Source organism: Kitasatospora sp. NPDC001683 (assembly GCF_053596495.1).
This window is the reverse complement of sequence record NZ_JBSFGK010000040.1, coordinates 45,523-68,267: the sequence shown is the minus strand read 5'-3', so window position 1 is coordinate 68,267 and position 22,745 is coordinate 45,523. Positions and strand designations below refer to the sequence as shown.

General features: G+C 73.7%; 18 protein-coding genes. 11 read left to right on the top strand and 7 right to left on the bottom strand.

Annotated features, from left to right (window positions below):
* Nucleotides 1-57 precede the first annotated feature (57 nt).
* The 8 genes from ACWCYO_RS22055 (at nt 58) to ACWCYO_RS22020 (ending at nt 12,723) form a co-directional block, all read left to right on the top strand.
* Nucleotides 58-813 carry an SDR family NAD(P)-dependent oxidoreductase gene (locus tag ACWCYO_RS22055; protein ID WP_270149288.1) on the top strand — a complete coding sequence of 252 codons (756 nt, stop codon included), beginning with the start codon at nt 58-60 and terminating at the stop codon, nt 811-813.
* Between the two features lie 134 nt (nt 814-947).
* Nucleotides 948-2,654 (top strand): acyclic terpene utilization AtuA family protein, encoded by a 1,707-nt coding sequence (locus ACWCYO_RS22050; RefSeq protein ID WP_449785161.1) that lies wholly within the window; start codon nt 948-950, stop codon nt 2,652-2,654.
* Nucleotides 2,651-4,249: an acyl-CoA carboxylase subunit beta gene (locus tag ACWCYO_RS22045; protein WP_270149290.1), complete on the top strand. Its 1,599-nt coding sequence runs from the start codon at nt 2,651-2,653 to the stop codon at nt 4,247-4,249. The genes ACWCYO_RS22050 and ACWCYO_RS22045 overlap by 4 nt, the downstream gene beginning before the upstream one ends.
* Nucleotides 4,250-4,263: 14 nt before the next feature.
* Nucleotides 4,264-6,198: an acetyl/propionyl/methylcrotonyl-CoA carboxylase subunit alpha gene (locus ACWCYO_RS22040; protein WP_449785160.1), complete on the top strand. Its 1,935-nt coding sequence runs from the start codon at nt 4,264-4,266 to the stop codon at nt 6,196-6,198.
* A gap of 37 nt (nt 6,199-6,235) precedes the next feature.
* Nucleotides 6,236-7,408, top strand: coding sequence for an acyl-CoA dehydrogenase family protein (locus ACWCYO_RS22035; protein ID WP_270149293.1), 1,173 nt, complete (start codon nt 6,236-6,238; stop codon nt 7,406-7,408).
* Between the two features lie 378 nt (nt 7,409-7,786).
* The gene (locus ACWCYO_RS22030) at nt 7,787-9,388 is read left to right on the top strand and encodes a 4-coumarate--CoA ligase family protein (protein WP_449785159.1); all 1,602 of its coding nucleotides are present in this window, start codon (nt 7,787-7,789) and stop codon (nt 9,386-9,388) included.
* 104 nt (nt 9,389-9,492) lie between these two features.
* Nucleotides 9,493-10,113 carry a TetR/AcrR family transcriptional regulator gene (locus ACWCYO_RS22025; RefSeq protein WP_449785158.1) on the top strand — a complete coding sequence of 207 codons (621 nt, stop codon included), beginning with the start codon at nt 9,493-9,495 and terminating at the stop codon, nt 10,111-10,113.
* A 144-nt stretch (nt 10,114-10,257) separates the two neighbouring features.
* Nucleotides 10,258-12,723, top strand: coding sequence for a SpoIIE family protein phosphatase (locus ACWCYO_RS22020; RefSeq protein ID WP_449785157.1), 2,466 nt, complete (start codon nt 10,258-10,260; stop codon nt 12,721-12,723).
* Nucleotides 12,724-12,811: 88 nt separating this feature from the next.
* Here the strand turns inward: ACWCYO_RS22020 and ACWCYO_RS22015 are convergent, their stop codons facing one another.
* From ACWCYO_RS22015 to ACWCYO_RS21995, 5 genes are all read right to left on the bottom strand, one after another.
* Nucleotides 12,812-14,374, bottom strand: coding sequence for an MFS transporter (locus ACWCYO_RS22015; protein WP_449785156.1), 1,563 nt, complete (start codon nt 14,372-14,374; stop codon nt 12,812-12,814).
* Between the two features lie 65 nt (nt 14,375-14,439).
* Nucleotides 14,440-15,039 (bottom strand): TetR/AcrR family transcriptional regulator, encoded by a 600-nt coding sequence (locus ACWCYO_RS22010; RefSeq protein ID WP_449785155.1) that lies wholly within the window; start codon nt 15,037-15,039, stop codon nt 14,440-14,442.
* A 147-nt stretch (nt 15,040-15,186) separates the two neighbouring features.
* Nucleotides 15,187-15,579, bottom strand: coding sequence for a cell division protein SepF (locus ACWCYO_RS22005; RefSeq protein WP_270149306.1), 393 nt, complete (start codon nt 15,577-15,579; stop codon nt 15,187-15,189).
* Nucleotides 15,580-15,850: 271 nt separating this feature from the next.
* A complete protein-coding gene (locus ACWCYO_RS22000) occupies nt 15,851-15,928 on the bottom strand; it encodes a mycothiol transferase (RefSeq protein WP_348532731.1) in 78 nt (25 codons plus the stop codon).
* A 439-nt stretch (nt 15,929-16,367) separates the two neighbouring features.
* A complete protein-coding gene (locus tag ACWCYO_RS21995; RefSeq protein WP_270149308.1) occupies nt 16,368-17,099 on the bottom strand; it encodes a TVP38/TMEM64 family protein in 732 nt (243 codons plus the stop codon).
* Between the two features lie 198 nt (nt 17,100-17,297).
* Between ACWCYO_RS21995 and ACWCYO_RS21990 the strand changes: the two genes are divergently transcribed.
* A complete protein-coding gene (locus ACWCYO_RS21990; RefSeq protein ID WP_449785154.1) occupies nt 17,298-18,557 on the top strand; it encodes a sensor histidine kinase in 1,260 nt (419 codons plus the stop codon).
* Nucleotides 18,542-19,189, top strand: coding sequence for a response regulator transcription factor (locus ACWCYO_RS21985; RefSeq protein ID WP_270149313.1), 648 nt, complete (start codon nt 18,542-18,544; stop codon nt 19,187-19,189). Before ACWCYO_RS21990 ends, ACWCYO_RS21985 begins: the two co-directional genes overlap by 16 nt.
* Nucleotides 19,190-19,221: 32 nt before the next feature.
* Here the strand turns inward: ACWCYO_RS21985 and ACWCYO_RS21980 are convergent, their stop codons facing one another.
* On the bottom strand, nt 19,222-19,992 hold the full coding sequence (locus ACWCYO_RS21980) for a dienelactone hydrolase family protein (RefSeq protein WP_449785153.1): 771 nt from the start codon (nt 19,990-19,992) through the stop codon (nt 19,222-19,224).
* A gap of 98 nt (nt 19,993-20,090) precedes the next feature.
* Nucleotides 20,091-21,323: an MFS transporter gene (locus ACWCYO_RS21975; RefSeq protein WP_270149316.1), complete on the bottom strand. Its 1,233-nt coding sequence runs from the start codon at nt 21,321-21,323 to the stop codon at nt 20,091-20,093.
* Nucleotides 21,324-21,532: 209 nt separating this feature from the next.
* Here ACWCYO_RS21975 and ACWCYO_RS21970 point away from each other — a divergent pair, with 209 nt between their 5' ends.
* Nucleotides 21,533-22,738, top strand: a complete 1,206-nt coding sequence (locus tag ACWCYO_RS21970) for an ROK family transcriptional regulator (RefSeq protein ID WP_270149317.1) — start codon at nt 21,533-21,535, stop codon at nt 22,736-22,738.
* Nucleotides 22,739-22,745 lie beyond the last annotated feature (7 nt).

Genomic DNA, 22,745 nt, shown 5'->3' with positions numbered 1-22,745 from the left:
GTCGTAATGGCCTTTCCTACGGTGACTTGTGCAAGCACCAACGTTCGAGGAGTCACTGTGAGCAGGAGCAGCAGCAACGCACGTACGGCGATCGTCACGGGCGCATCGAAGGGCCTGGGCGCGGGGATCGCCAAGGCGCTGGCCGGGACCGGCGCGGCCGTCGTGGTGAACTACCGGGAGGATGCGGAGGGCGCCGAGCGGGTCGTCGCGGACATCACCGCCGAGGGCGGCCGGGCGGTCGCGGTCCGGGCGGACGTGGCCCGCGGCGACGACGTGCGCCACCTGTTCGCCCGGGCGCGCGAGGAGTACGGGCCGGTCGACGTGCTCGTGAACAACGCGGCCGTCGCCGCCTTCGCGCCGCTGTCGGGCATCACCGAAGAGGAGTTCCAGCGCGAGCTGACCACGAACCTGCTGGGCACGATCCTCACGACGCAGGCCCTGGCCGCGCAGGACGACATCGGCACCGCGTCGATCATCAACGTCTCGACGGCCGGCACGCTCACCCACCCGCCGTACGCCTCGCTCTACGTCGCCTCCAAGAGCGCCGTCAACGCGTTCACCATCGTCGCGGCCAAGGAGCTCGGCCCGCGCGGCATCCGGGTCAACGCGATCATGCCCGGACCGTCGGACACCGAGGGCAGCAGGGCCATGGGATTCCCCGGCTCGCCCCAGGAGGCACAGGCGATCGCCGAGACCCCGCTGGGCCGAACGGGCACCCCGGACGACTACGGCCCACTGGTGGCCTTCCTGGCTTCCGACGACGCGCGCTGGATCACCGGGGACGTCATTCTCGCCTCCGGCGGGATGCGCTGACACGGCCCGCGGGTGACGGGGTGACGGTGCAGCAAAACAAGCAGGCATGATTGCTTTTTTCTCCGGCCGGTGCCACGCTGCTGCCCGGCGGCACGCGTGCGGGGTGTCGCCAACCCACCGGCAGGGGAGGCGCATTGGCGCACGCGAGCTCGGTACTGCGGATCGGCAATGCCTCGGGGTTCTACGGGGACCGCTTCGCGGCGGTGCGGGAGATGCTCACGGACGGGCCGCTGGACGTGCTCACCGGGGACTATCTCGCCGAGCTGACAATGCTGATCCTGGCCCGGGACCGGCTGAGGGACCCGTCGCTCGGGTACGCCCGGACCTTCCTGCGGCAGATGGAGGAGTGCCTCGGGCTGGCCCGGGAGCGGGGCGTGACGGTCGTGGTGAACGCGGGCGGCCTCAACCCGGCCCGACTCGCGGATCAGCTGCGGGAGTTGGCACAGCGCCTCGGCGTCCCGACCGCCGTCGCCCACGTCGAGGGTGACGACCTGCTGCCGCGCCGGGCCGAACTGGGGCTGCCCGAGCACCTGTTGGCCGCCAACGCCTACCTCGGCGGGTTCGGGATCGCCGCCTGCCTCGCCGGGGGCGCGGACGTGGTGGTCACCGGGCGGGTGACCGACGCCGCGCTGGTCGCCGGGCCTGCGATCGCCCACTTCGGCTGGACCGCCACCGACCTCGACGCCCTCGCCGGGGCGGTGGTGGCCGGGCACGTCCTGGAGTGCGGCGCGCAGGCCACCGGCGGCAACTACGCCTTCTTCCACGAGCACGACGTGGACCGCCCCGGCTTCCCGCTGGCCGAGCTGTACCCGGACGGCTCCAGCGTGATCACCAAGCACCCCGGTACCGGCGGAGCCGTCACCGTCGGCACCGTCACCGCCCAACTCCTGTACGAGACCGGCGGATCGCACTACCTCGGTCCCGACGTCACCGCCCGGCTGGACACCGTCCGGCTCACCGAGGAGGGCCCGGACCGGGTACGGATCGACGGTGTGCGCGGGGAGGCCCCGCCGCCCACCCTGAAGGTCGGCTGCAACCGCCTGGGCGGCCACCGCAACGAGGTGGTGTTCGTCCTCACCGGCCTGGACATCGAGGCCAAGGCCGCCCTGGTGAGGCGCCAGTTCACCGCCGCCCTGCCGCCCGAGGCGCGCCCGGCCGAGCTGCGCTGGACCCTCGCCCGCACCGACCACCCGGACGCCGCCACCGAGGAGGCCGCCTCGGCCCTGCTCCGGCTGACCGCCCGGGACCGCGACCCGGCCAAAGTGGGCCGTGAACTGGGCAAGGCCGCCGTGGAGTTGGGCCTCGCCGGGTATCCCGGGTTCCACCTCACCGCCCCGCCCGGCCCGGGTGCGCCGTACGGGGTGTTCACCGCGTCGCACGTCGACGCCAAGCTGGTCGAGCACACCGCCGTACTGCCGGACGGCCGTCGGATCGCCGTCCCGCCCGCCCCGGTGACGAGCCAACCCATCGACGTCGAGCAGGAGTTGCCCGAGTCTCTGCCACCGGGCCCGACCCGCCGCGCCCCGCTCGGCCTGCTGCTCGGCGCCCGCAGCGGCGACAAGGGCGGCGACGCCAACCTGGGCGTCTGGGCCCGCAGCGAGGAGGGCTGGCGCTGGCTCGCGCACACCCTCACCGTCGAGAAGCTGCGCGAACTGCTCCCCGAAACGGCTGAGTTGACCGTCAGGCGGCATTTGCTGCCGAACCTGAGGGCGGTCAACTTCACCCTCACCGGCCTGCTCGGCGAGGGCGTCGCCGCCCAGCACCGCTTCGACCCCCAGGCCAAGGCCCTGGGCGAGTGGCTGCGCTCGCGCCACCTCGACATTCCGGAGGCTCTCCTGTGACCGCCCTGCCCACCCGCGTCGACCCGGCCGGGCCCGAGTACGCCGAGCACCGGGCCGCGATGACCGCCAAGCTGGCCGCGCTGGACGCCGAGCACGCCAAGGCGCTGGCCGGTGGCGGGTCCAAGTACGTGGAGCGCCACCGCAAGCGGGGCAAGCTGCTGGCCCGTGAGCGGATCGAGCTGCTGGTCGATCCGGACTCGCCGTTCCTGGAGCTGTCCCCGCTGGCCGCCTGGGGCAGCGACTACCCGGTGGGCGCGGCGCTGGTCACCGGCATCGGCGTGATCGAGGGCGTCGAGTGCGTGATCACCGCCAACGATCCGACGGTGCGCGGCGGCGCCAGCAACCCGTGGACGCTCCGGAAGGCCCTGCGGGCCAACGAGATCGCGTTGCGCAACCGCCTTCCGCTGGTCAACCTGGTCGAGTCGGGTGGCGCCGACCTGCCCAGCCAGAAGGAGATCTTCATCCCCGGCGGCGCCCTGTTCCGCGACCTCACCCGGCTGTCCGCCGCCGGAATCCCCACCGTGGCCGTGGTGTTCGGCAACTCGACGGCCGGCGGAGCCTACGTGCCGGGGATGTCCGACCACACCGTGCTGGTCAAGGAGCGCGCCAAGGTGTTCCTCGGCGGCCCGCCGCTGGTCAGGATGGCCACCGGCGAGGAGGCCGACGACGAGTCGCTGGGCGGCGCCGAGATGCACGCCCGCACCTCCGGTCTGGCCGACCACTTCGCGGTGGACGAGGCGGACGCGCTGCGGATCGCCCGCCGGATCGTCGCCCGGCTCGACCACCGCAAGCCCGGCCCCGACCCCGACCGCTTCGCCGAGCCGCCGAAGTACGACGAGGAGGAGCTGCTCGGCATCGTCCCCGGAGACCTCAAGGTGCCCTTCGACCCGCGCGAGGTGATCGCCCGGATCGTCGACGGCTCCGACTTCGACGAGTTCAAGCCGCTCTACGGCACCAGCCTGGCCACCGGCTGGGCCCGCCTCTTCGGCTATCCGGTCGGCATTCTGGCCAACGCCCAGGGCGTGCTGTTCAGCGCCGAGTCCCAGAAGGCCGCCCAGTTCATCCAGTTGGCGAACCAGCGGAACACCCCACTGCTGTTCCTGCACAACACCACCGGCTACATGGTCGGCAGGGACTACGAGCAGGGCGGCATCATCAAGCACGGCGCGATGATGATCAACGCCGTCGCCAACTCCACCGTCCCGCACCTGTCCGTACTGATGGGCGCCTCCTACGGGGCCGGCCACTACGGCATGTGCGGCCGGGCGTACGAGCCGCGCTTCCTGTTCTCCTGGCCGAGCGCCAAGTCCGCCGTGATGGGCCCGCAGCAGCTCGCCGGGGTGCTGTCGATCGTCGCCCGCCAGTCGGCCGCGGCCAAGGGGCAGCCGTACGACGAGGACGCGGACGCCGCGATCCGGGCGATGGTCGAGCAGCAGATCGAGGCGGAGTCGCTGCCGGTCTTCCTGTCCGGCCGGCTCTACGACGACGGCGTGATCGACCCGCGCGACACCCGCACGGTGCTCGGCCTGTGCCTGTCCGCGATCCACAACGCGCCGGTCGAGGGCGCGCGCGGCTACGGCGTCTTCCGTCTGTGAGAGGGCAACCGACCATGACCACGATCACGAACCTGCTGGTCGCCAACCGCGGCGAGATCGCCCGCCGGGTGTTCCGCACCTGCCGGGGGCTCGGCATCGCGACCACCGCGGTGCACTCCGACCCGGACGCCGGTGCCCCGTACGTGCGGGAGGCCGACGGCGCCGTCCGGCTGCCCGGCGCCGCGCCGGCCGACACCTATCTGCGCGGCGAGCTGATCATCCGAGCGGCTCTCCAGGCCGGCGCGGACGCCGTCCATCCCGGCTACGGATTCCTCTCCGAGAGCGCCGAGTTCGCGCGGGCCGTGCTGGACGCGGGCCTGGTGTGGGTCGGTCCGCCACCGGCCGCGATCGCCGCGATGGGCTCCAAGACCGCTGCCAAGCGCCTGATGGCCGCCGCCGGGGTACCCGTCCTGGGCGCGCTCGCCGAGCCGACCGAGGCCGACCTGCCGGTGCTGGTCAAGGCCGCGGCGGGCGGCGGCGGGCGGGGCATGCGGGTCGTCCGCCGCCTCGCGGACCTGCCCGCCGAGCTCGAGGCCGCCCGGGCCGAGGCGGGCAAGGCCTTCGGCTCGGACGAGGTGTTCTGCGAGCGCTACCTGCCCACCGGCCGGCACGTCGAGGTCCAGCTGCTGGCCGACGCCCACGGCACGGTGTGGGCGGTCGGCGACCGCGACTGCTCGCTGCAGCGGCGGCACCAGAAGGTGATCGAGGAGGCCCCCGCCCCCGGCCTGCCGGCGGACGTACGGGCCGAGTTGCACGCGGCGGCGGTGACCGCAGCCCGGGCGATCGGCTACGTCGGCGCCGGCACCGCCGAGTTCCTGCTCACCGAGGACGGCCGGTTCTTCTTCCTGGAGATGAACACCCGCCTCCAGGTCGAGCACCCGGTCACCGAGGCGGTCACCGGCCTGGACCTGGTCGCGCTCCAACTCGCCGTCGCCGAAGGGGAGCAGCTGCCCGGTCCCACCCCGCCGCCGACCACCGGCCACGCGATCGAGGCCCGGCTGTACGCGGAGGACCCGGCCAGCGACTGGCAGCCCGCCACCGGCGCCCTGCACCGGCTCGAACTCACCGTCGAGCACCAGGAGTTCACCGACGGCGAGGTGCGGCTTGACTCCGGCGTCGAACCCGGTAGCGAGATCACCCCGCACTACGACGCGATGCTCGCCAAGGTGATCGTCCGGGCGCCGACCCGCGCCGCCGCGGCCCGCCGGCTGGCCGACGTACTCGCCCGCGCCCGGATCCACGGGCCCGCCACCAACCGGGAGCTGCTGGTCCGCGCGCTGCGGCACCCGGACTTCCGGGCCGGACGCCTGCACACCGGGTTCCTCGCCGAGCACGCGGCCGAGCTCACCGCCCCGGATGCCAAGGGTGCCGCCCGTGCCGCTCTGGCCGCCGCCCTCGCGGACGCCGCCGCCCGCCGCACCGCCCTGCCGTCCGGCTGGCGCAACCTCCCCTCCCAGCCCCAGTCCAAGCGCTACCGAGCCCGGGACGGAGGCGAGTTGGAGGTCCGCTACCGCCGGACCCGGGCCGGACTGGCGGCCGATGACCACCCGGACGTCGAACTCGTGGACGCCCAGCCCGACTTGGTCATCCTGCGCGAGGGCGAGGTCGAACGCCCGTACGCCGTCGCCCGTTACGGCGACCGGGTGTACGTCGACACCCCGACCGGCAGCACCGCGCTCACCGCGCTGCCGCGCTTCCCGGACCCCACCGCCCAGACCGACCCGGGCGCCCTGCTCGCCCCGATGCCCGGCACCGTCCTGCGCACCGCCGCCGCCGTCGGCGACACCGTCACCGCCGGCCAGCCGCTGCTGGTGCTGGAGGCGATGAAGATGGAGCACCGCGTCACCGCTCCTACCGACGGCACCCTGGTCGAACTGCGCGTCACCCCCGGCGAACAGGTCGAGCTCGGCACCCTGCTCGCCGTCGTCAAGACCCCCCAAGAAGCCTGAGAGCCCGCCCCCAAGAGGTCTGAGGAAGGACCCCCGCATGTCCGGCATCGGCAGTCAGCTCCTCGAAACCCCCGAACGCACCGCCCTGCGCACGGCCGTCGGCGACCTCGGCCGCCGCTACGGCTCCGCCTACTACCTCGCCAAGGCCCGGGCCGGCGAGCCCGCCGACGAACTGTGGGCGGAGGCCGGCAAGGCCGGCTACCTGGGCGTCAACCTGCCCGCCGAGTACGGCGGCGGAGGCGGTGGCATCACCGACCTCGCCATCGTCCTGGAGGAACTCGGCACCGCCGGCTGCCCGTTGCTGCTGCTGATCGTCTCCCCGGCGATCTGCGGCACGGTGATAGCCCGCTACGGCACCGAGGAGCAGAAGCAGCGCTGGCTGCCCGGGCTGGCCGACGGCACCCGCCGGATGGCCTTCGGCATCACCGAGCCGGACGCCGGCAGCAACTCGCACCGGATCTCCACCGTCGCCCGCCGGGACGGCGAGGACTGGCTGCTGACCGGCCGCAAGGTGTTCGTCTCCGGCATCGACCACTCGGACGCGGTGCTGTTCGTGGCCCGCACCGAGGACGCACGCACCGGCAAGCTCAAGCCCTGCCTGTTCGTCGTCCCGCGGGACACCCCCGGCTTCGAGTACCGGTCGATCCCGATGGAACTCGTCGCCCCCGAGAAGCAGTTCCAGGTCTTCCTGGACGACGTCCGACTGCCCGCCGACGCCCTGGTCGGCGACGAGAACGCCGGCCTGCTCCAGCTGTTCGCCGGCCTCAACCCGGAGCGGATCCTCACCGCCGCCTTCTCGCTCGGCCTGGCCCGCCAAGCGCTCGGCAAGGCGGTGGAGTACGCGAAGACCCGCACCGTCTGGTCCACCCCGATCGGCGCCCACCAGGGCCTGGCGCACCCGCTGGCCCAGTGCGCGGTGGAGATCGAGTTGGCCCGGCTGATGACCCAGAAGGCCGGGCTGCTCTACGACGCGGGCGAGGACGTCGCCGCGGGGGAGGCCGCCAACATGGCCAAGTACGCTGCCGGGGAGGCCGCGGCGCGGACCGTCGACCAGGCGGTGCAGACCCTCGGCGGCAACGGCCTCACCCAGGAGTACGGCCTGGGGGCCCTGCTGGCCGCGACCAGGGTCGGCAGGGTCGCCCCGGTCAGCCGGGAGATGGTGCTCAACTACGTCGCCCAGCACACCCTCGGCCTGCCGAAGTCGTACTGATCCGGCGAAACTGACTCGGCGAAGCGGTCTACCGAACCCCCGGGCGCAGCAGTCCGAGCCGGTAGTACACGGCCGGTCCGCTGAGGTTGTCGGCGTGCCGACCACGAGGGCGGTGGCGGCGGCGAGCAGGCGGCGGGCGGACGGAAGGCGGGCGGAGGTGGGTCTCACGGGGGGTGCTCCAGGATCCGGGCCCCACCCGGGGGCGGGCGGCCGTGCTGCATCGCCGTCCGGGTGGGCGCCTTCGGGATCAACCGCGCCACGCGGGCTCCGCCCCGGTTCCCCACAATGGCCCAGCCCGCCCCCTGACTGTCCGTATGCTCCTGCACGCACCCCGAAAGCATTTGGTTGTCGCGTCAACTTCCTTCCTGGAGGCATGCCTTGGTGTTCCGAAGCGCGTTCCCGGACGTCCCCGACGTCGACCTGCCGATCCACGACGCGGTGCTCTCCTCGGCCGCCCGCTACGGCGAGCGGACCGCCCTGATCGACGGCATCACCGGGGAGCGGGTCAGCTACGCCCGGCTCGCCGCCTCGGTCGAGCGGGTCGCCGCCGGACTGGCCGAGGCAGGGGTGCGCAAGGGCGACGTGGTCGCCCTGTTCAGCCCCAACTCGGTCGCCTACCCGATGGCCTACTACGGCGCCACCCGGGCCGGCGCCACCGTGACCACGGTGTCCTCGCTGAGCACCCCCGGCGAGCTGGCCGGCCAACTGGGCGACAGCGACGCCCGCTGGCTGATCACCGTCTCCCCGTTCCTGCCGACCGCCGTGGCGGCCGCCGACCTGCTCGCCGGCACCGGCCGCCCGCTGCTCGGGACGATCGTCCTGGACGGCGCCGAGGGCCACATCTCGCTCGCCGACCTGCTGGCCACCACCGGCCCCGCCCCCGAAACGGCCATCGACCCGGGCGAGGACATCGCCGTCCTGCCGTACTCCAGCGGCACCACCGGCCTGCCCAAGGGCGTGATGCTCACCCACCGCTCGATCGCCACCAACCTCGCCCAGACCGACGCCCTCTACCGCCCCGCCGAGGGCGAACGGGTGCTCGCCGTACTGCCGTTCTTCCACATCTACGGCCTGACGGCACTGCTCAACCAGCCGCTGCGGTGCGGCGCCACCGTGGTCGTGCTGCCCCGCTTCGACCTGGAGCAGTTCTGCCGCACGATCGAACAGCACCGGGTGCAGGGCCTGGTGGTCGCCCCGCCGATCGTCCTCGCGCTGGCCAAGCACCCCCTCGTGGAGGGCTTCGACCTCTCCTCGGTCGAGTACCTGCTGTGCGCGGCCGCCCCGCTGGACCACGAGCTCGCCGAGACCTGCGCCCGCCGGCTGGGCCTGCCCCACCTGCTCCAGGGCTACGGCATGACCGAGCTGTCCCCGGTCACCCACGTGGTCTCCCCGACCGACCGCGACCCCTCGCCCGGCTCGGTCGGCCGGATGGTGCCCTCCACCGAACTGCGGATCACCGCCCTGGACGGCTCCGGCGACGACCTCGGACCGGGGGAGCAGGGCGAGCTGCTGATCCGCGGCCCCCAGGTGATGAAGGGCTACTTCGGCCGCCCCTCCGAGACCGCAGCCATGGTCGACGCCGACGGCTGGCTGCACACCGGCGACATCGGCCACGTGGACGAGCGCGGCTACCTGTTCGTCGTCGACCGGGTCAAGGAGCTGATCAAGTACAAGGGGTACCAGGTCGCCCCCGCCGAACTGGAGGCCGTGCTGCTCGGCCACCCGGAGATCGCCGACGCCGCCGTGATCGGCGTCCCCGACGCCGACGGCACGGAGTGCCCCAAGGCCTTCGTGGTCCGCGTCCCCGGCAGCGGCCTGACCGCCGAGGAGGTCACCGGCTACGTCGCCGGGCAGGTCGCCCCGTACAAGAAGGTGCGCGCGGTGGAGTTCGTGGACGCCGTCCCCAAGTCCGCGGCCGGCAAGATCCTGCGCCGCGAACTGCGCGCCCGCGAGGCCGACCGGGCCGGGGCCGCCTCCTGAAGGCCGGGGCCCCCGGCGGACGAAGACCGCGGCCCGTCTGTGAGGATCGACCCGCCGCGCCCCCACCGGAACAGACCCCGTCGATACAGGAACCGCCACCCGCCATGACCAGCCACCCCGCCGTCCGCACCCCCCAGCAGGACCGCAGCCGCGCGACCCGGGCCCGGCTGCTCGCGGCCGCCGTGGACTGCCTGGCCGAGCTCGGCTGGCAGGGCTCCACCGTCACCGTGGTCGCCGAACGGGCCGGCGTCTCCCGGGGCGCCGCCCAGCACCACTTCCCGACCCGCGAGGACCTCTTCACCGCGGCCGTCGAGCACGTCACCGCCGAGCGGCTGGCAGCCGTCCGCGCCCACGCGGACGAACTGCCGGCCGCCGGCCCCGACCGCACCCGGGCCGTGGTCGACATGATCGTGCGCCTCTACACCGGACCGCTGTTCCGGGCCGCCCTGCACCTGTGGACCGCCGCCGCCACCGAGGAGGCCCTGCGCGAGCGGATCATCGCCCTGGAGGGCCACGTCGGCCGGGAGGCCCACCGGGCCGCCGTGGAGTTCCTGGACGCCGACGAGAGCCGCCCCGGCGTGCGCGAATCCGTGCAGGCCACCCTCGACCTCGCCCGCGGACTCGGCCTCGCCAACCTGCTCACCGACGACAGCCTCCGACGTTCCGGGGTGATCCGGCAGTGGGCGGGCGTTCTGGAGAGTACGCTGCGCCCGGTACGCCCATGACGCCCGTACAACCGAGCGACCGGACACCCTCTGACCAAGGGGTCGCCGGGCGCCCGATGTCCGTGCAGTCTGGAGAAGAAACCCGGCCGGTACGGACCGCGAGGCCCGTCCGGCCGGGCCGAGCCGAACCGGGGTGCTGCCTGAATGCACGGACACGAGTGGGACGCGACCGCCGCCGCCGGCCCCGCGCCGGACGACGATCCCGCACGCCCGGAAGGCCACCGCCTCGTCCCGCTCGCCACGGCCCTGCTCCAGGCCGACGGACTGATCCTGCACTGGAGCGAGGACGCCGAGGCCCTGCTCGGCTACCCCGCCGAAGAGGCCGTCGGCAGCTACGCCGCCCAGCTGCTCACCGACGAGACCGACCGCCCCGCCGTGCTCGACCTGTTCCAGCGGATCATGGCCGGCAGCGGCTCCACCTTCGTCTTCCCGGTCCGCCACCGCGACGGCCACCGGGTCGAGCTGGAGTTCCGCACCTACCCGATCGCCGGCCCGGCCGGAACCCTGCTGCTGCTCGCCACCGCCTCCGACACCCGGGCCCTCCACGCGGTCGAGGCCGACCTCGCCGTGCTGGACGGCGTCTTCGGCCGCTCCCCGATCGGCATGGCCGTCTACGACACCGACCTGCGCTTCGTCCGCATCAACGCGGCGCTGGCCCGGATGAACGGCGTCCCGGTCGCCGGCCACCTCGGCCGACGGATATCCGCCGTCCTGCCCGGCATCAACACCGCCGAGATCGAGCAGATCATGAGACAGGTGCTCAAGAGCGGCAAGCCCGTGGTCGACGCCCGCTCGCACGGCCGCGTCCCCGGCGACCCCAGACGGGACCGCGCCTGGTCCGCCTCCTACTTCCGGCTGGAGGACTCCACCGGCAAGGTCTTCGGCGTCTGCTCCTCGATCATCGACGTCACCGAGCGCTTCCAGGCCGAGGCCCGCGCCGCCCGCGCCCAGGAACGGCTCGCCACCATCGCCGAGGCCACCGCCCGGATCGGCACCACCCTCGACCTCCAGCGCACCGCCGAGGAACTGATCGAGGCGGTCGTCCCCCGGTTCGCCGACTTCGCCACCGTCGACCTGCTCGAGCCGGTGCTGCGCGGCGCCGAGCCCACCCCGATCCCCTCCGACCGCTCGGTCACCCTGCGCGCCGTCGCCGTCGGGGAGAACTACGACACCGGCCTCGCGCACGCCGTGGACGTCGTCGGCGAGACCTCCGAGTACGCCCCCGACCGCAGCTACACCCAGTGCCTGCGCAGCGGCCGCCCGTTGCTGCGCGCCCACGTGGACGAGGAGGTGCTGCGCGGCCTGGTGTCCAGCGAGGACCGGGTCGCCCCCGGGATCGCGGCCGGCATCCACTCGTACCTGATGGTGCCGATCACCGCCCGGGGCATGGTGCTCGGCGGCTCCGAGTTCATCCGGATGCGCAACCCCGAGCCCTTCAACGACGCCGACGTCGCGCTCGCCGAGGAACTCGTCGCCCGCACCGCCCTGGCCCTCGACAACGCCCGGCTCTACCGCCGCGAGCGGGAGACCGCCCTCACCCTGCAGCGCAGCCTGCTGCCGCAGGAGATCCACCGCACCCTCGGCCTGGAGATCGCCTACCGCTACCTGCCCAGCAGCGTGGTCAGCGAGGTCGGCGGCGACTGGTTCGACGTGGTGCCGCTGTCCTGCGGACGGGTCGCCCTGGTGGTCGGCGACGTGATGGGCCACGGCATCCGGGCCGCCGCCACCATGGGCCAGCTGCGCACCGTCGCCCGGACCCTCGCCACCCTGGACATGCCGCCCGAGCAGGTCCTCACCCGACTGGACGAGACCGCCTCGGGGATCGGCGAGGGCCAGTTCGCCACCTGCATCTGCGCGGTCTACGACCCGCTGGAGCGCACCGTCCAGGTCGCCTCCGCCGGGCACCTGCCGCCGGTCTGGGTCGGCACCGACGGCATCGCCCGCCGGGTCGAGGTGCCGCCCGGCGTGCCGCTGGGCGTCGGCGGGGTCGCCTTCGAGTCGATCGACTTCATCCTCCCCGAGGGCGGCATGCTCGCCCTCTACACCGACGGCCTGGTCGAGCGGCGCGGCCAGGACCTGGACCACGGCATCGACCTGCTCGCCCGCACCCTGGCCGGGCCCGGCCGGACGCTGGAGGAGACCTGCGACGCCGTGATCGGCGCCCTGGTCACCGACGGCACCGAGGACGACATCGCCATGATCATGGCCCGGGCGCTGCCGGTGCCCGCCGACCGGATCGCCGGCCTCCCGCTCACCGGCGGCGGCAAGCTCCCCGGCCGGGCCCGCCGCTTCACCCGCGCCACCCTGGACTCCTGGGGCCTGAGCGCGCTCTCCGACTACGCCGAACTGCTGGTCAGCGAACTGGTCACGAACGCCCTGCTGCACGCCGAGGCGCCGCGCCGGCTGCGGCTGTTCCGTGACCGGGTGCTCACCGTCGAGGTCTCCGACGCCGGCGGCGCGGCCCCGCAACTGCGCCCCTTCGCCGAGCAGGACGAGGGTGGGCGCGGGATGTTCCTGGTCAGCGAGCTGGCCCAGCGCTGGGGCAGCCGGCTGACCAGGGACGGCAAGGTGGTCTGGGCGGAGCTGGAACTGCCCTTCGGGGCTGCGTAGCCCCTTTCGTAGCCCCGGGGCGCGAGAACGCCCGTTCCCGATTCGGGAACGGGCGTTCTCCTCTCTTTCCCGCGCGTCCGTTTGGTTCCTATGCGCTCACGCGCTCCGGCCGGGGAGCCTCCTCGACCGGCTCGGCCGCCGTCGGGGCGGGGCGCCCGCGCAGCAGCCACCAGGCCAGTGCGGCCGCGCCGACCAGCAGCGCCCCGGCCAGCAGCCCGGCGCTGTTCATGCCGTGCACGAAGGCGTCCTTCGCGCTCGCCACCAGCGGCCGCGCCAGCTCCGGCGACAGCCCCTCCGCCGTCTCCACGGCCGCGCCCAGCGACTCGCCGGCCCGGGCGGCGACCTCCGGGGAGACCCCGGCCGGGACGGCCAGCCCGCTCGCGTAGATCGAGCCGACCACCGAGCCGACCAGGGCGATGCCGAGCGCGGTGCCCAGCTCGTACGCCGTCTCCGAGACCGCTGAGGCGGCCCCGGCCTTGTCGGCGGGCGCGGCGGTCAGCACCAGGTCGGCGCCGAGCGTGTAGACCACGCCCTCGGCCGTACCCGTCACCAGGAAGGAGACGGCCAGCAGCAGGTAGGTGCTGTCCTGCTGCAGCCAGCCCAGTACGCCCGCGGCCAGGCCCATCGCCAGCAGGCTGGCGGCCAGCGCCCGGCGCGCGCCGAAGCGCCGGGCGATCCGGGCGGTGAGCAGCCCGCCCGCCACCGAGCCGGCGAAGGCCGGCAGCTCCGCCAGGCCCGCCTGCAGCGGCTGGTAGCCGCGCACCAGCTGGAGGTACTGCGAGACCACGAAGATCACGCCGGACAGGCCGACCAGGGAGATCAGCGAGGCCGTGACGGCGGCCGTGAACCGCCGGTCGCGGAACAGCCGGACGTCCAGCAGCGGGGTCTCCAGCCGCAGCTGACGGCGGACGAAGAGGGTGAGCGCGGCGGCGCCCAGCAGGAAGGTGACCGGGACTTCCCAGCGGGCGACACCGTGCGCGGCGCCCTCCTTGATCGCGTACACCACGCCGATCACGCCGGCCATCGACAGCCCGACGCTCAGCACGTCCCAGCGCCCCGGCTTCGGATCCCTGGACCCGGGCAGCAGCCAGGCACCGGACACCAGCAGCAGGACCAGCACCGGGATGTTCAGCAGGAACACCGACCCCCACCAGAAGTGCTCCAGCAGCAGCCCGCTGATCACCGGCCCGAGCGCCGCACCGGCGGTGGCGGCCGCGCCCCAGACACCGATCGCGGTGGCGCGCTCCCGGTCGTCCGGGAAGAGGCCGCGGATCAGCGACAGGGTGGAGGGCATGATCGTCGCCCCGGCGACGCCGAGCAGCGCCCGGGCCAGGATCAGCCAGCCCGGTCCCGGCGCGTACGCGGCCAGCAGCGAGGCGGCGCCGAAGGCGGTGGCGCCGGTCAGCAGCAGCTTCTTGCGGCCGATCCGGTCGCTCAGCGCGCCCATGCTGACCAGCAGACCGGCCAGTACGAAGGAGTAGGAATCGCCGATCCAGAGCAGCTGGGTGCCGCTGGGGCGCAGCGTCTCGCTGATCGAGGGGAGGGCGAGGGAGAGCACGGTCGCGTCCAGGGCGACCACGGTGACGGCCAGCACCAGGACGGCGAGGCCGGTCCAGCGCTGGCGGGCCGTCAGGGCGGGAGTACTGCTCATGCGCCCACCTCGCTGCGCTCGGCAGACGCTTCGCTCAATGCGCTGCCCTTTGATGATTCGCTTGCTCACGGGATATCGGTTTCCGGTTTCCGGTCCGAGGAGCGATGGGTCAAAAGGGAGGCGTCCCGGCGCAGCGCGCCGCCGAGGAACAGCTCGGCGAGCGAGAAGGCGGCGTCGCGCGGGGCGAGCCGGCCGTCCTGGATGGCCCAGCCGATGCCGGCCACCAGGTCGAGGAAGGCCTCGCTCAACCACGCGGCACTCAGCTCGATCCGGAAGACGCCCTCGCGCTGCCCGCGCAGGAAGAGTGCGTGCAGCCGGTCGAGCTGGACCTCCCAGAGGTCGTTGATGTCGTCGTGGCCGTAGAGCTGGTTCTCGCCGGCCAGGAAGGCGCAGAGCATGGCGTCGGGGACGGCGGCGTCCACCAGCCGGCGCAGCGCCGCCTCGGTGTCGCCCTCCTCGACGGCGGCGGTGTCCAGGGCGGTGGCGAAGCGCTGCAGTCCGAGCCGGCCGACTTCGCGGATCAGCGCGTCGCGGCCCGGGAACAGCCGGTGCAGGGTGGCCCGGCTGATGCCCGCGGCGCGGGCGATCTCGTCCAGGTGGGCGGTGGGACGGCGGGACAGCACGCCGACGGCGGCTTCCAGAACGGTGTCGCGGTCGGTGGCCATGACTCGAGTGTAGGCCAGATGAGACGTGGAAGTCTCAGATTTGTCCTTGGAATCTCATCTGCGTCATCGGCGAAAGGCATTCGGACGGCAAAAACCGGGGACGGCTGGTGTGCCGCCCCCGGTGGGGTGCTACGCGCTGCGCTCCGGTCAGCTCTGGTTGTAGAACCCGGTGTCGTCGAGCGGGCGGTCGATCACCATCACCTCGACGTCCGCCGGGGTGAGCAGGAAGACCCGGCGGGCGATCCGCTCGATGCCGCCCCGGGTGCCGAAGACCAGCCCGGAGGCGAAGTCGACCATGCGCTTGGCCTCGGCCTCGTCCATCTCGGTGAGGTCCATGACCACCGGGGTGCTCGCCCGGATGTGCTCGCCGACCGTGCGGGCCGCCTCGAAGCCCGTCGGCCGCAGGGAGACGATCTTCGCGGGCGCGGGGACGGCGGGAACCGTCTCCTGATCCACCCACTCGTCGTCGTACACCGCGGCCGGGTAGTTCCCGGAGGGCATCAGCCACCCGTTGTGGTGCTCGTCGCGAAGTGCTCCCATGCCGCGCCTCCCTGCCTCGTCCCGTCTGGTCCCCCGGGGACGCGTGTCCGTTTTTGACACGTCATCCACTCGTCGGAACTGTCCGAGTATCGCACTGTTCACCGGTCCCGTGCCCGCTCGCGGCCCCCGTACGAGTCGCGCCGCACCCGGAAACCCGGGCGGACCCGGGCAAAGAGAGCGACGCGGCGGAGCTCCGTACGGTTGCGCGCGTAGACCATATCGGTCGCGGTCGCCGCGCAATTGACCTTCTGTCAACAATGCGGAAACGATTTCACTCGTCGGTCGAACCGTCCACCAGTTCGTGCAACGAATCCGCGTGGCCGTTGTGTCGCGCGTACTCCTCGATCATCGGATATCAAGCCGGGGATGCCCCCATCTTCGGCCCGGCGGAGGAACCGGCCTTTCCGCGATCGGGGCTCCCCCGGTCGGACCGCCGCGCCGCCCACCGTAGTGAAGCCGGTACGATGGGTGAGCCTCGGTCGGCGATGACCGAACTGACCGGGCCCACCGCCGGGCTGGCGGGAAGTCAGGTCTGTGGAGCCTGTGTAGGACCGATGGGCGGTGCACCGTCCCTCGCTGGTAACCCCAGGTCGGCGACGGGCTGTGAAGCAGAAAGCTCAACCCGCGAGGGAAGAGTCGCTCGCTTCGGTTGGGGAGATGGCAAGTGGACCAGGATCCAGCAGAGCGCACCTCCTGGCCGCGGCGCGGCCGCCTGCCGCTGGTGTCCAGTGGCAGGCGGCCGACGCCTGGCGGGTGGCTCACCGAAGCGACCGGTTGTCAGCCGGCCCTCAGGCCCGGCGGCGGGCCGCGGCCGCCCGCCAGAGCCCGACCAGGCTGCCCAGCACCAGCAGGGCGATCACCCCGGCCGACACCAGGAACGCCGCCGAGCCCGGCTGGTCCGCGCTGGCCGCGGCGGTGACGTACACGGCGGTGGTGGGCACCACGCCGATCGCGGTGGCGAACAGGAAGGGGAGGAAGCGGACCCCGGAGAAGGCCGCGCCGTAGTTGCCCGCCTGGAACGGCAGACCGGGCAGCAGTCGCAGCACCAGGACGCTGCGGAAGCCCTGGTCGGTGAAGCGCCGGTCGAGGGCGCCGAGCACCTTGCCGCGCAGGTACGGCTTCAGCGCCTCGCGGCCCAGTCCCCGGCCGAGCGCGAAGGCCATGGCCGCGCCCAGGGTGGTGCCGAGCACGGCGAGCAGCACCCCCTGCTGGATGCCCAGCAGCAGCCCGGCCACGGCGTTCAGCGCGGGGCGCGGCACGAAGGCGAGCGTGCCGACCGCGTAGACGAGGGTGAACAGCGGCGCGAACCAGTACCCGGGCATCCGGTCCGCCAGGCCGCCGGAGAGCAGGTCCGTCGGGCTCCACAGCAACAGCGAGCCGGCGCAGGCACCCAGCAGCAGCACCAGCAGGCCGAACCGCCACCAGGCCGCGCGGGCCGGGCCGCCCGCGCGCTGCCCGGCGCGGTCGTCGGCGGGCTCGTCGGCGGTCGGGGTGGGGGAGGTCGTCAGGGCGGCGGGCACGGCCAGAGCCTAACCGGTCCCCGGCGCGGGTCGGTCGGGGGTGACGCTCGACGCCGGTGATCGTGATCGGCATGATGGCGGGGTGTCCGGCTGGGCCCACGACCGGGTGGGGCTGGCCACACTCCTGGCCCGGATCAGGGCGGGCGGGGGCTCCGCGCGGTGCACAGTGGGTGCACCGACGGAAGGTGGGGAAGGGCCGTGAGGCGTGTGGGGGCATGGGCGGCGGCAGCCGTGGTGGGGTTCGTCCGGGCGTGCGCGGTCGCGGCGGTGACCCTGCTGGTCCCGGCGGTGTGGGCGGGCGCGGTGGCGCTGGGGTGGTCCTGGGGGCCGGCCAACCCGTGGTCGTGGCTGCTGCCGGTGCTGCTGGTGGGTGCGGGCAGCCTGGTGCTGACCCGCCCGGTGTGCCGGGCGGTGCGCGCCCTGGTCGCGCGCTGGGGCGGCCGTGCCCTACCGGCGGGATACCGGCAGGCCCCGCCGGTGGTCCGGATGTCCACCGGCTTCTGGTGGAACGGCTTCAGCTACGAGAGGACCCGCCGCGACGCCCTGATGGACCAGCACTGGCGGATCCGCTGGCGCGACCCCGCCAACCTGCGCGACCTGCGGTTCGTCGCGGTCGCCGGGTTCACCGCGGGCCCCGTCGCCGCCCTGCCGCCGCTCGCGCTGGCCGCGGCCGCGCTCGGGCTCGCCCGGCCGGAGGCCCCCGCCCGGCTGCTCGGGGCGCTCGGGCTGCTGCTGGCCGTCGGCAGCGCGCCGTACGCCTGGCGGGTGGTGATACCGGTGGCCGAGCGCTTCCTTCGGCCGTCGCGGGCGATGGCGCTGGCCGAGCGGGTGGCGGAGCTGACCGCGCAGCGGGCGGACGCCACCGTCGCCCAGGCCGCCGAGATCCGCCGGATCGAACGGGACCTGCACGACGGCGCGCAGGCCCGGCTGGTGGCGCTCGGGCTCTCGCTGACGACCGCCCAGCTCCTGGTGGAGCGCGACCCGGAGCGGGCCAAGGCGCTGATGCGGGACGCGCAGGACGGGGCGAAGGCCTCGCTGGCCGAGCTGCGCGGACTGATCCAGGGCATCAGTCCGCCGGTGCTGACCGAACGCGGCCTGGTGGACGCGGTCCGCGCCCTCGCCCTGGACCTGCGGCTGAACGTGAGCGTCGAGACCGAGACCCCGGTACGGGCGGACGCGCCGATCGAGTCCGCCGTCTACTTCGGCGTCGCCGAGCTGCTCACCAATGCCGTCAAGCACGGCGGCGCGACCCGGGCCGGGGTCACCTTCCGCCAGGACGACCACGGGCTCGTCGTCGAGGTCGGGGACGACGGTTCGGGCGGCGTCCGGGAACGGCCCGGCGGCGGGCTCGCCGGCCTGCGCCGTCGCCTCGACGCCTTCGACGGCTCCCTCGAGATCACCAGTCCGCCCGGCGGACCGACCCACGTCAGGATGACGGTGCCATGCGAATACTCGTAGCCGAAGACCTCTACCTGCTGCGCGAGGGGATGGTCCACCTGATCGAGGCCTGCGGGCACGAGGTGGTGGCCACCGCCGCCACCGGGCCCGAGACGCTCGACGCACTGCTGGCCCACCGCCCGGACGTGTCCGTGGTCGACGTCCGGATGCCGCCGACCCAGTCGGACGAGGGCCTTCGGGCGGCGCTCGCGGCCCGCCGCGCGCTTCCCGGCCTACCGATCCTGATCCTCTCCCAGCACGTCGAGCAGCTGTACGCCCGGGAGCTGCTCGCCGACGGCTCCGGCGGGGTCGGCTACCTGCTGAAGGAGAGCGTGTTCGACGCCGACCAGTTCATCGGCTCACTGGAACGGGTCGCGGCCGGCGGGACGGCGATGGACCCGGCGGTGATCGCCAAGCTGCTGTCCGCGAGCCCGCCCGAGCGGGGACTGAGCCAGCTCACCGAGCGCGAGTACCAGGTGCTCGGGCTGATGGCGGAGGGCCTGTCCAACCAGGCGATCGGACGGCGGCTGTTCCTCAGCGACAGCGCGATCAGCAAGTACACCACCTCGATGTTCGGCAGGCTCGGCATCGCCGATGACGACGACACCAACCGCCGCGTCCGGGCCGTGCTCACGTACCTGAACCAGCCCTGACGGCCAAGGGACTCCGGCCCCGCGTGGAGAGTTCAGGCCGCCGCGTCGAGGAAGGCCAGCAGGCGGTGCCACGCGTCCCGGGCCGCGGCCGCGTGGTCGACGGCCGACTGTTTGAAGAAGTTGTGCGGGGCGCCCGGGTAGGTGACGAACTCGTGGGGGCAGCCGGCCGCGGTGAGGGCCGCGTCGAAGGCGTCGACGGTGGCGGGCGGGATGTGTTCGTCGGCGCCGCCCCACAGGGCGAGGATCGGGGCGGTGAGGCCGACGGCGAGCTGGGTGGGGCCGGGGGCGCCGTTGATCGCGTCCGGGTAGCCGTAGAAGCCGACCGCGCCGGTGAGGCCGAAGCGGGGTGCGGCGGTGCGGAAGGCCTGGCGGCCGCCGAAGCAGAAGCCGAGGGCGACCACCTCGGCCGGGCCGAGGGTGCGCAGCCGGGTGAGGGCGGCGGTGATGTCGGCGTCCAGGGCTTCCGGGGTGAGGGCGAGGAGGTGGGGGAGCAGGTTCGGGAGTTCGCCGAATTCCGGCGGACGGTTTTCCGGGGTGGTTCCGGCGGTGCGGCCGTAGTAGTCGAGGACGAGGGCCGGGTGGCCCTGTTCGGCGAGCCGGGCGGCGGTGTGGCGGTAGAACGCGGAAAGGCCCTTGTTGTCCGGCAGGACGAGCACGCCGACTCCGGTGGGCGATTCCGGGCGGGCCAGGAAGGCGGCGAATTCGGTGCCGTCGGTTGAAGTGAGGGTCAGGTCGGCGGCCTCGGCCAGGAGTTGGCGGGCGGGGCCGAAAGCGGGCGGTGCGGCGGCCGGGTCGTAGCACATTTCTCGGAATTCCCCTCACGGATCGCGAAAACCGTCGGGCGCTGGAGCGCGCCCGACGGTCGGTGATGCTAGCGGGGAATTCGGTTATTGGTTCGCCATCATATCGTGGAGAGATCTTTTTCAGAAGAGCTTTCCGGTGACATTGCGGTCACGTTGTCGTCGGTGGAATTCGGTTCGGCCCGGCGCAGTGCCCCGGCGCTCAGCAGCAGGGCGAAGGCGAGCAGGGTGACCAGTCCGAAGGAGACGGTGAGCGAGGTGGCCTGGGCGAGGGTGCCGATCACGGCGGGGGCGATCAGGCCGGAGGTGTAGGTGACGGTGGCGACGCCCGCGATGGCCTGGCTGGGGTTGTTGCCGATCCGTCCGGCGGCCGCGAAGGCGAGCGGCACGATCACCGCGACGCCGACGCCGATCAGGGCGAAGCCGGGGATGGCCAGCGCCGGGTGGTCGGCGGCCACCACCAGCAAACCGCCGAGGGTGGCGATCGCCCCGCCCAGCCGGGTGGCGCGGACGGCGCCGAGGCGGCGGATCACCGCGTCGCCGGCCAGTCGGCTGACCGCCATGGTGAGCGAGAAGGCGGTGTACGAGGCGGCGGCGACGGTGGCCGAGGCGCCGGTGACGTCCCTGAGGTAGACGCCGCTCCAGTCCATCGAGGCGCCCTCGCCGAACACCGCGCAGAAGCCGACCAGTCCGATCACCAGCGAACTGCGCGGCGGCAGGGCGAACCGTGCCGGCGCCTCCGCCTCCTCGGGTGCCCGCAGGTCGGGCAGGCCCCGGCCGACCGGCTGGGCGAGGGCGAGCAACACCAGTGCCGTGAGCGCGAGTTGGAGCCGGGCGTCGAGATCGAGATGGGCGGCCAGGATGCCGAAGCCGGAGGCCAGCAGGCCGCCCGCGCTCCACATCCCGTGCAGCCCGGACATGATCGAGCGGCCGAGGCGCTGCTCGATTTCCACGCCCTGGGCGTTCATCGCGACGTCCGCCATGCCGGCCGTGGCGCCGTACACCAGCAGCACCGCGCACAGGGCCGGCAGCGAGGGGGCGAGCGCGGGCAGCGTGAGGGCCAGGCACCAGAGCGAGAGCAGCCCGCGCACCGCCGCCCGGCCGCCGTAGCGGTGGACGAAGCGACCGGCGAGCGGCATCGCCAGGGAGGAGCCGATCGCGGGCATCACCAGGGCCAGGCCGAGCTGGCCGGGGGAGAGGTCCAGCCGGTGCTGGATCCACGGGATGCGGGTGACGAAGGTGCCGCCGACGGCGCCGTGCACGCCGAAGACCAGCGCGATGCTCAGCCGGGAGCGGCGTGGGTCGGCGAGTGGTTCGGGGGTGGTGACTGTCATCCGGCGTTCCCTCCCGGTCGCGCGGTGCGGGGCGCGACGGTGCCCTGTGAGTGGTCTACGTGCAGGCCGATCGGTCCGCGCGGCGGGGTGGGCCCTCCGGCGGATGGTGTGGCGGGTGCGATCGGGTCGTTCGGTGCGTTCGGCTCGTTCGCTTCGATAAATTATCAGGAAGGGACCCTGATAGAAACACTCTGGAAGGATGATCGGTCATGACCACCGCGCGTACGGCCACGCCGAGCACCGCCCGGGCGATCAACGACCGGCTGGCGCTCAACCTCCTGCTCGAACAGGGCCCCCTCACCGCGACCGAGCTGCGCGACCTCACCGGCCTGTCCCGGCCGACCGTCGCCGACCTGCTCGACCGCCTCCAGCGCACCGGCCTGGTCGCCGTCGTCGGCGAACGCGGCGAACAGCGGCGCGGTCCCAACGCCCGGCTGTACGCACTGGTCGCCTCGCGCGCGCACATCGCCGCCTTCGACGTCCGCGAGGGCGGCGCCGGCCTGGTCGTCGCCGACCTCGTCGGGCGCACCCTCGCCACCGCCGAGGTGCCGGTCGAGGCGTCGGGCGGGAGCGCTGCCGCCGCGTCGCCCGAGGGCGCCGCCGCCGCGATCGTCCGCACCCTGCTGGAGACCGCGCGCGACGCCGGCGTCGAGCGGCTGCACACCGTCGCGGTCGGCGCCCCCGGCCTGGTCGACCCCGCCACCGGGCGGCTGCACAGCACCGGCAAGCTCCCCGGCTGGCACGCCGAACTCCTCACGGCACTGCGGGAGTTGCCCGGCACGGACGTCATCCTGGAGAACGAGGTCAACCTGGCCGGCCGGGCCGAGTACCGGGTCGGCGCCGCGCGCGACCGCGACACCTTCGTGCTGATGTGGCTCGGCCACAGCGTCGGCGCCGCCGTCATCCTGGACGGGCGGCTGCGCCGCGGCTTCTCCGGCGGCACCGGCGAGATCTGCTTCCTGCCCGTCCCCGGCACGGTCGGACTGCCCAGCGCGGACAGTTGCGAGGGCGGCTTCCACGGCCTGGTCGGCAGCGCCGCCATCTGCGCACTCGCCCGCGCCCACGGGCTGCCCGCCGACCCGGCCGGGGACGCGTCCGCCGCCGAGGCCGCCGTGCGCACCGCACTGGCCGCCGGCCCGGCGGGCGAACCGTTCCTGGACGAGCTGGCCGAGCGGATCGCGCTCGGCGCGGCCGCGCTCTGCGTGGTGCTCGACCCCGGCTGCGTGGTGCTCGGCGGCGAGATCGGCCGGGCCGGCGGCGCCGAGCTGGCCGGGCGGGTCGAACGGCGGCTGGCCGGGCTCTCCCCGCTGCGCACCGAGGTGCGGGCCGGTACGGCCGGCGGCGGCGCGGTGCTCGCCGGGGCGGTGCTCACCGCGGGGGACGCCGTGCGGCGGGACCTGTTCGGCGAGCCGTAGGGCTTGT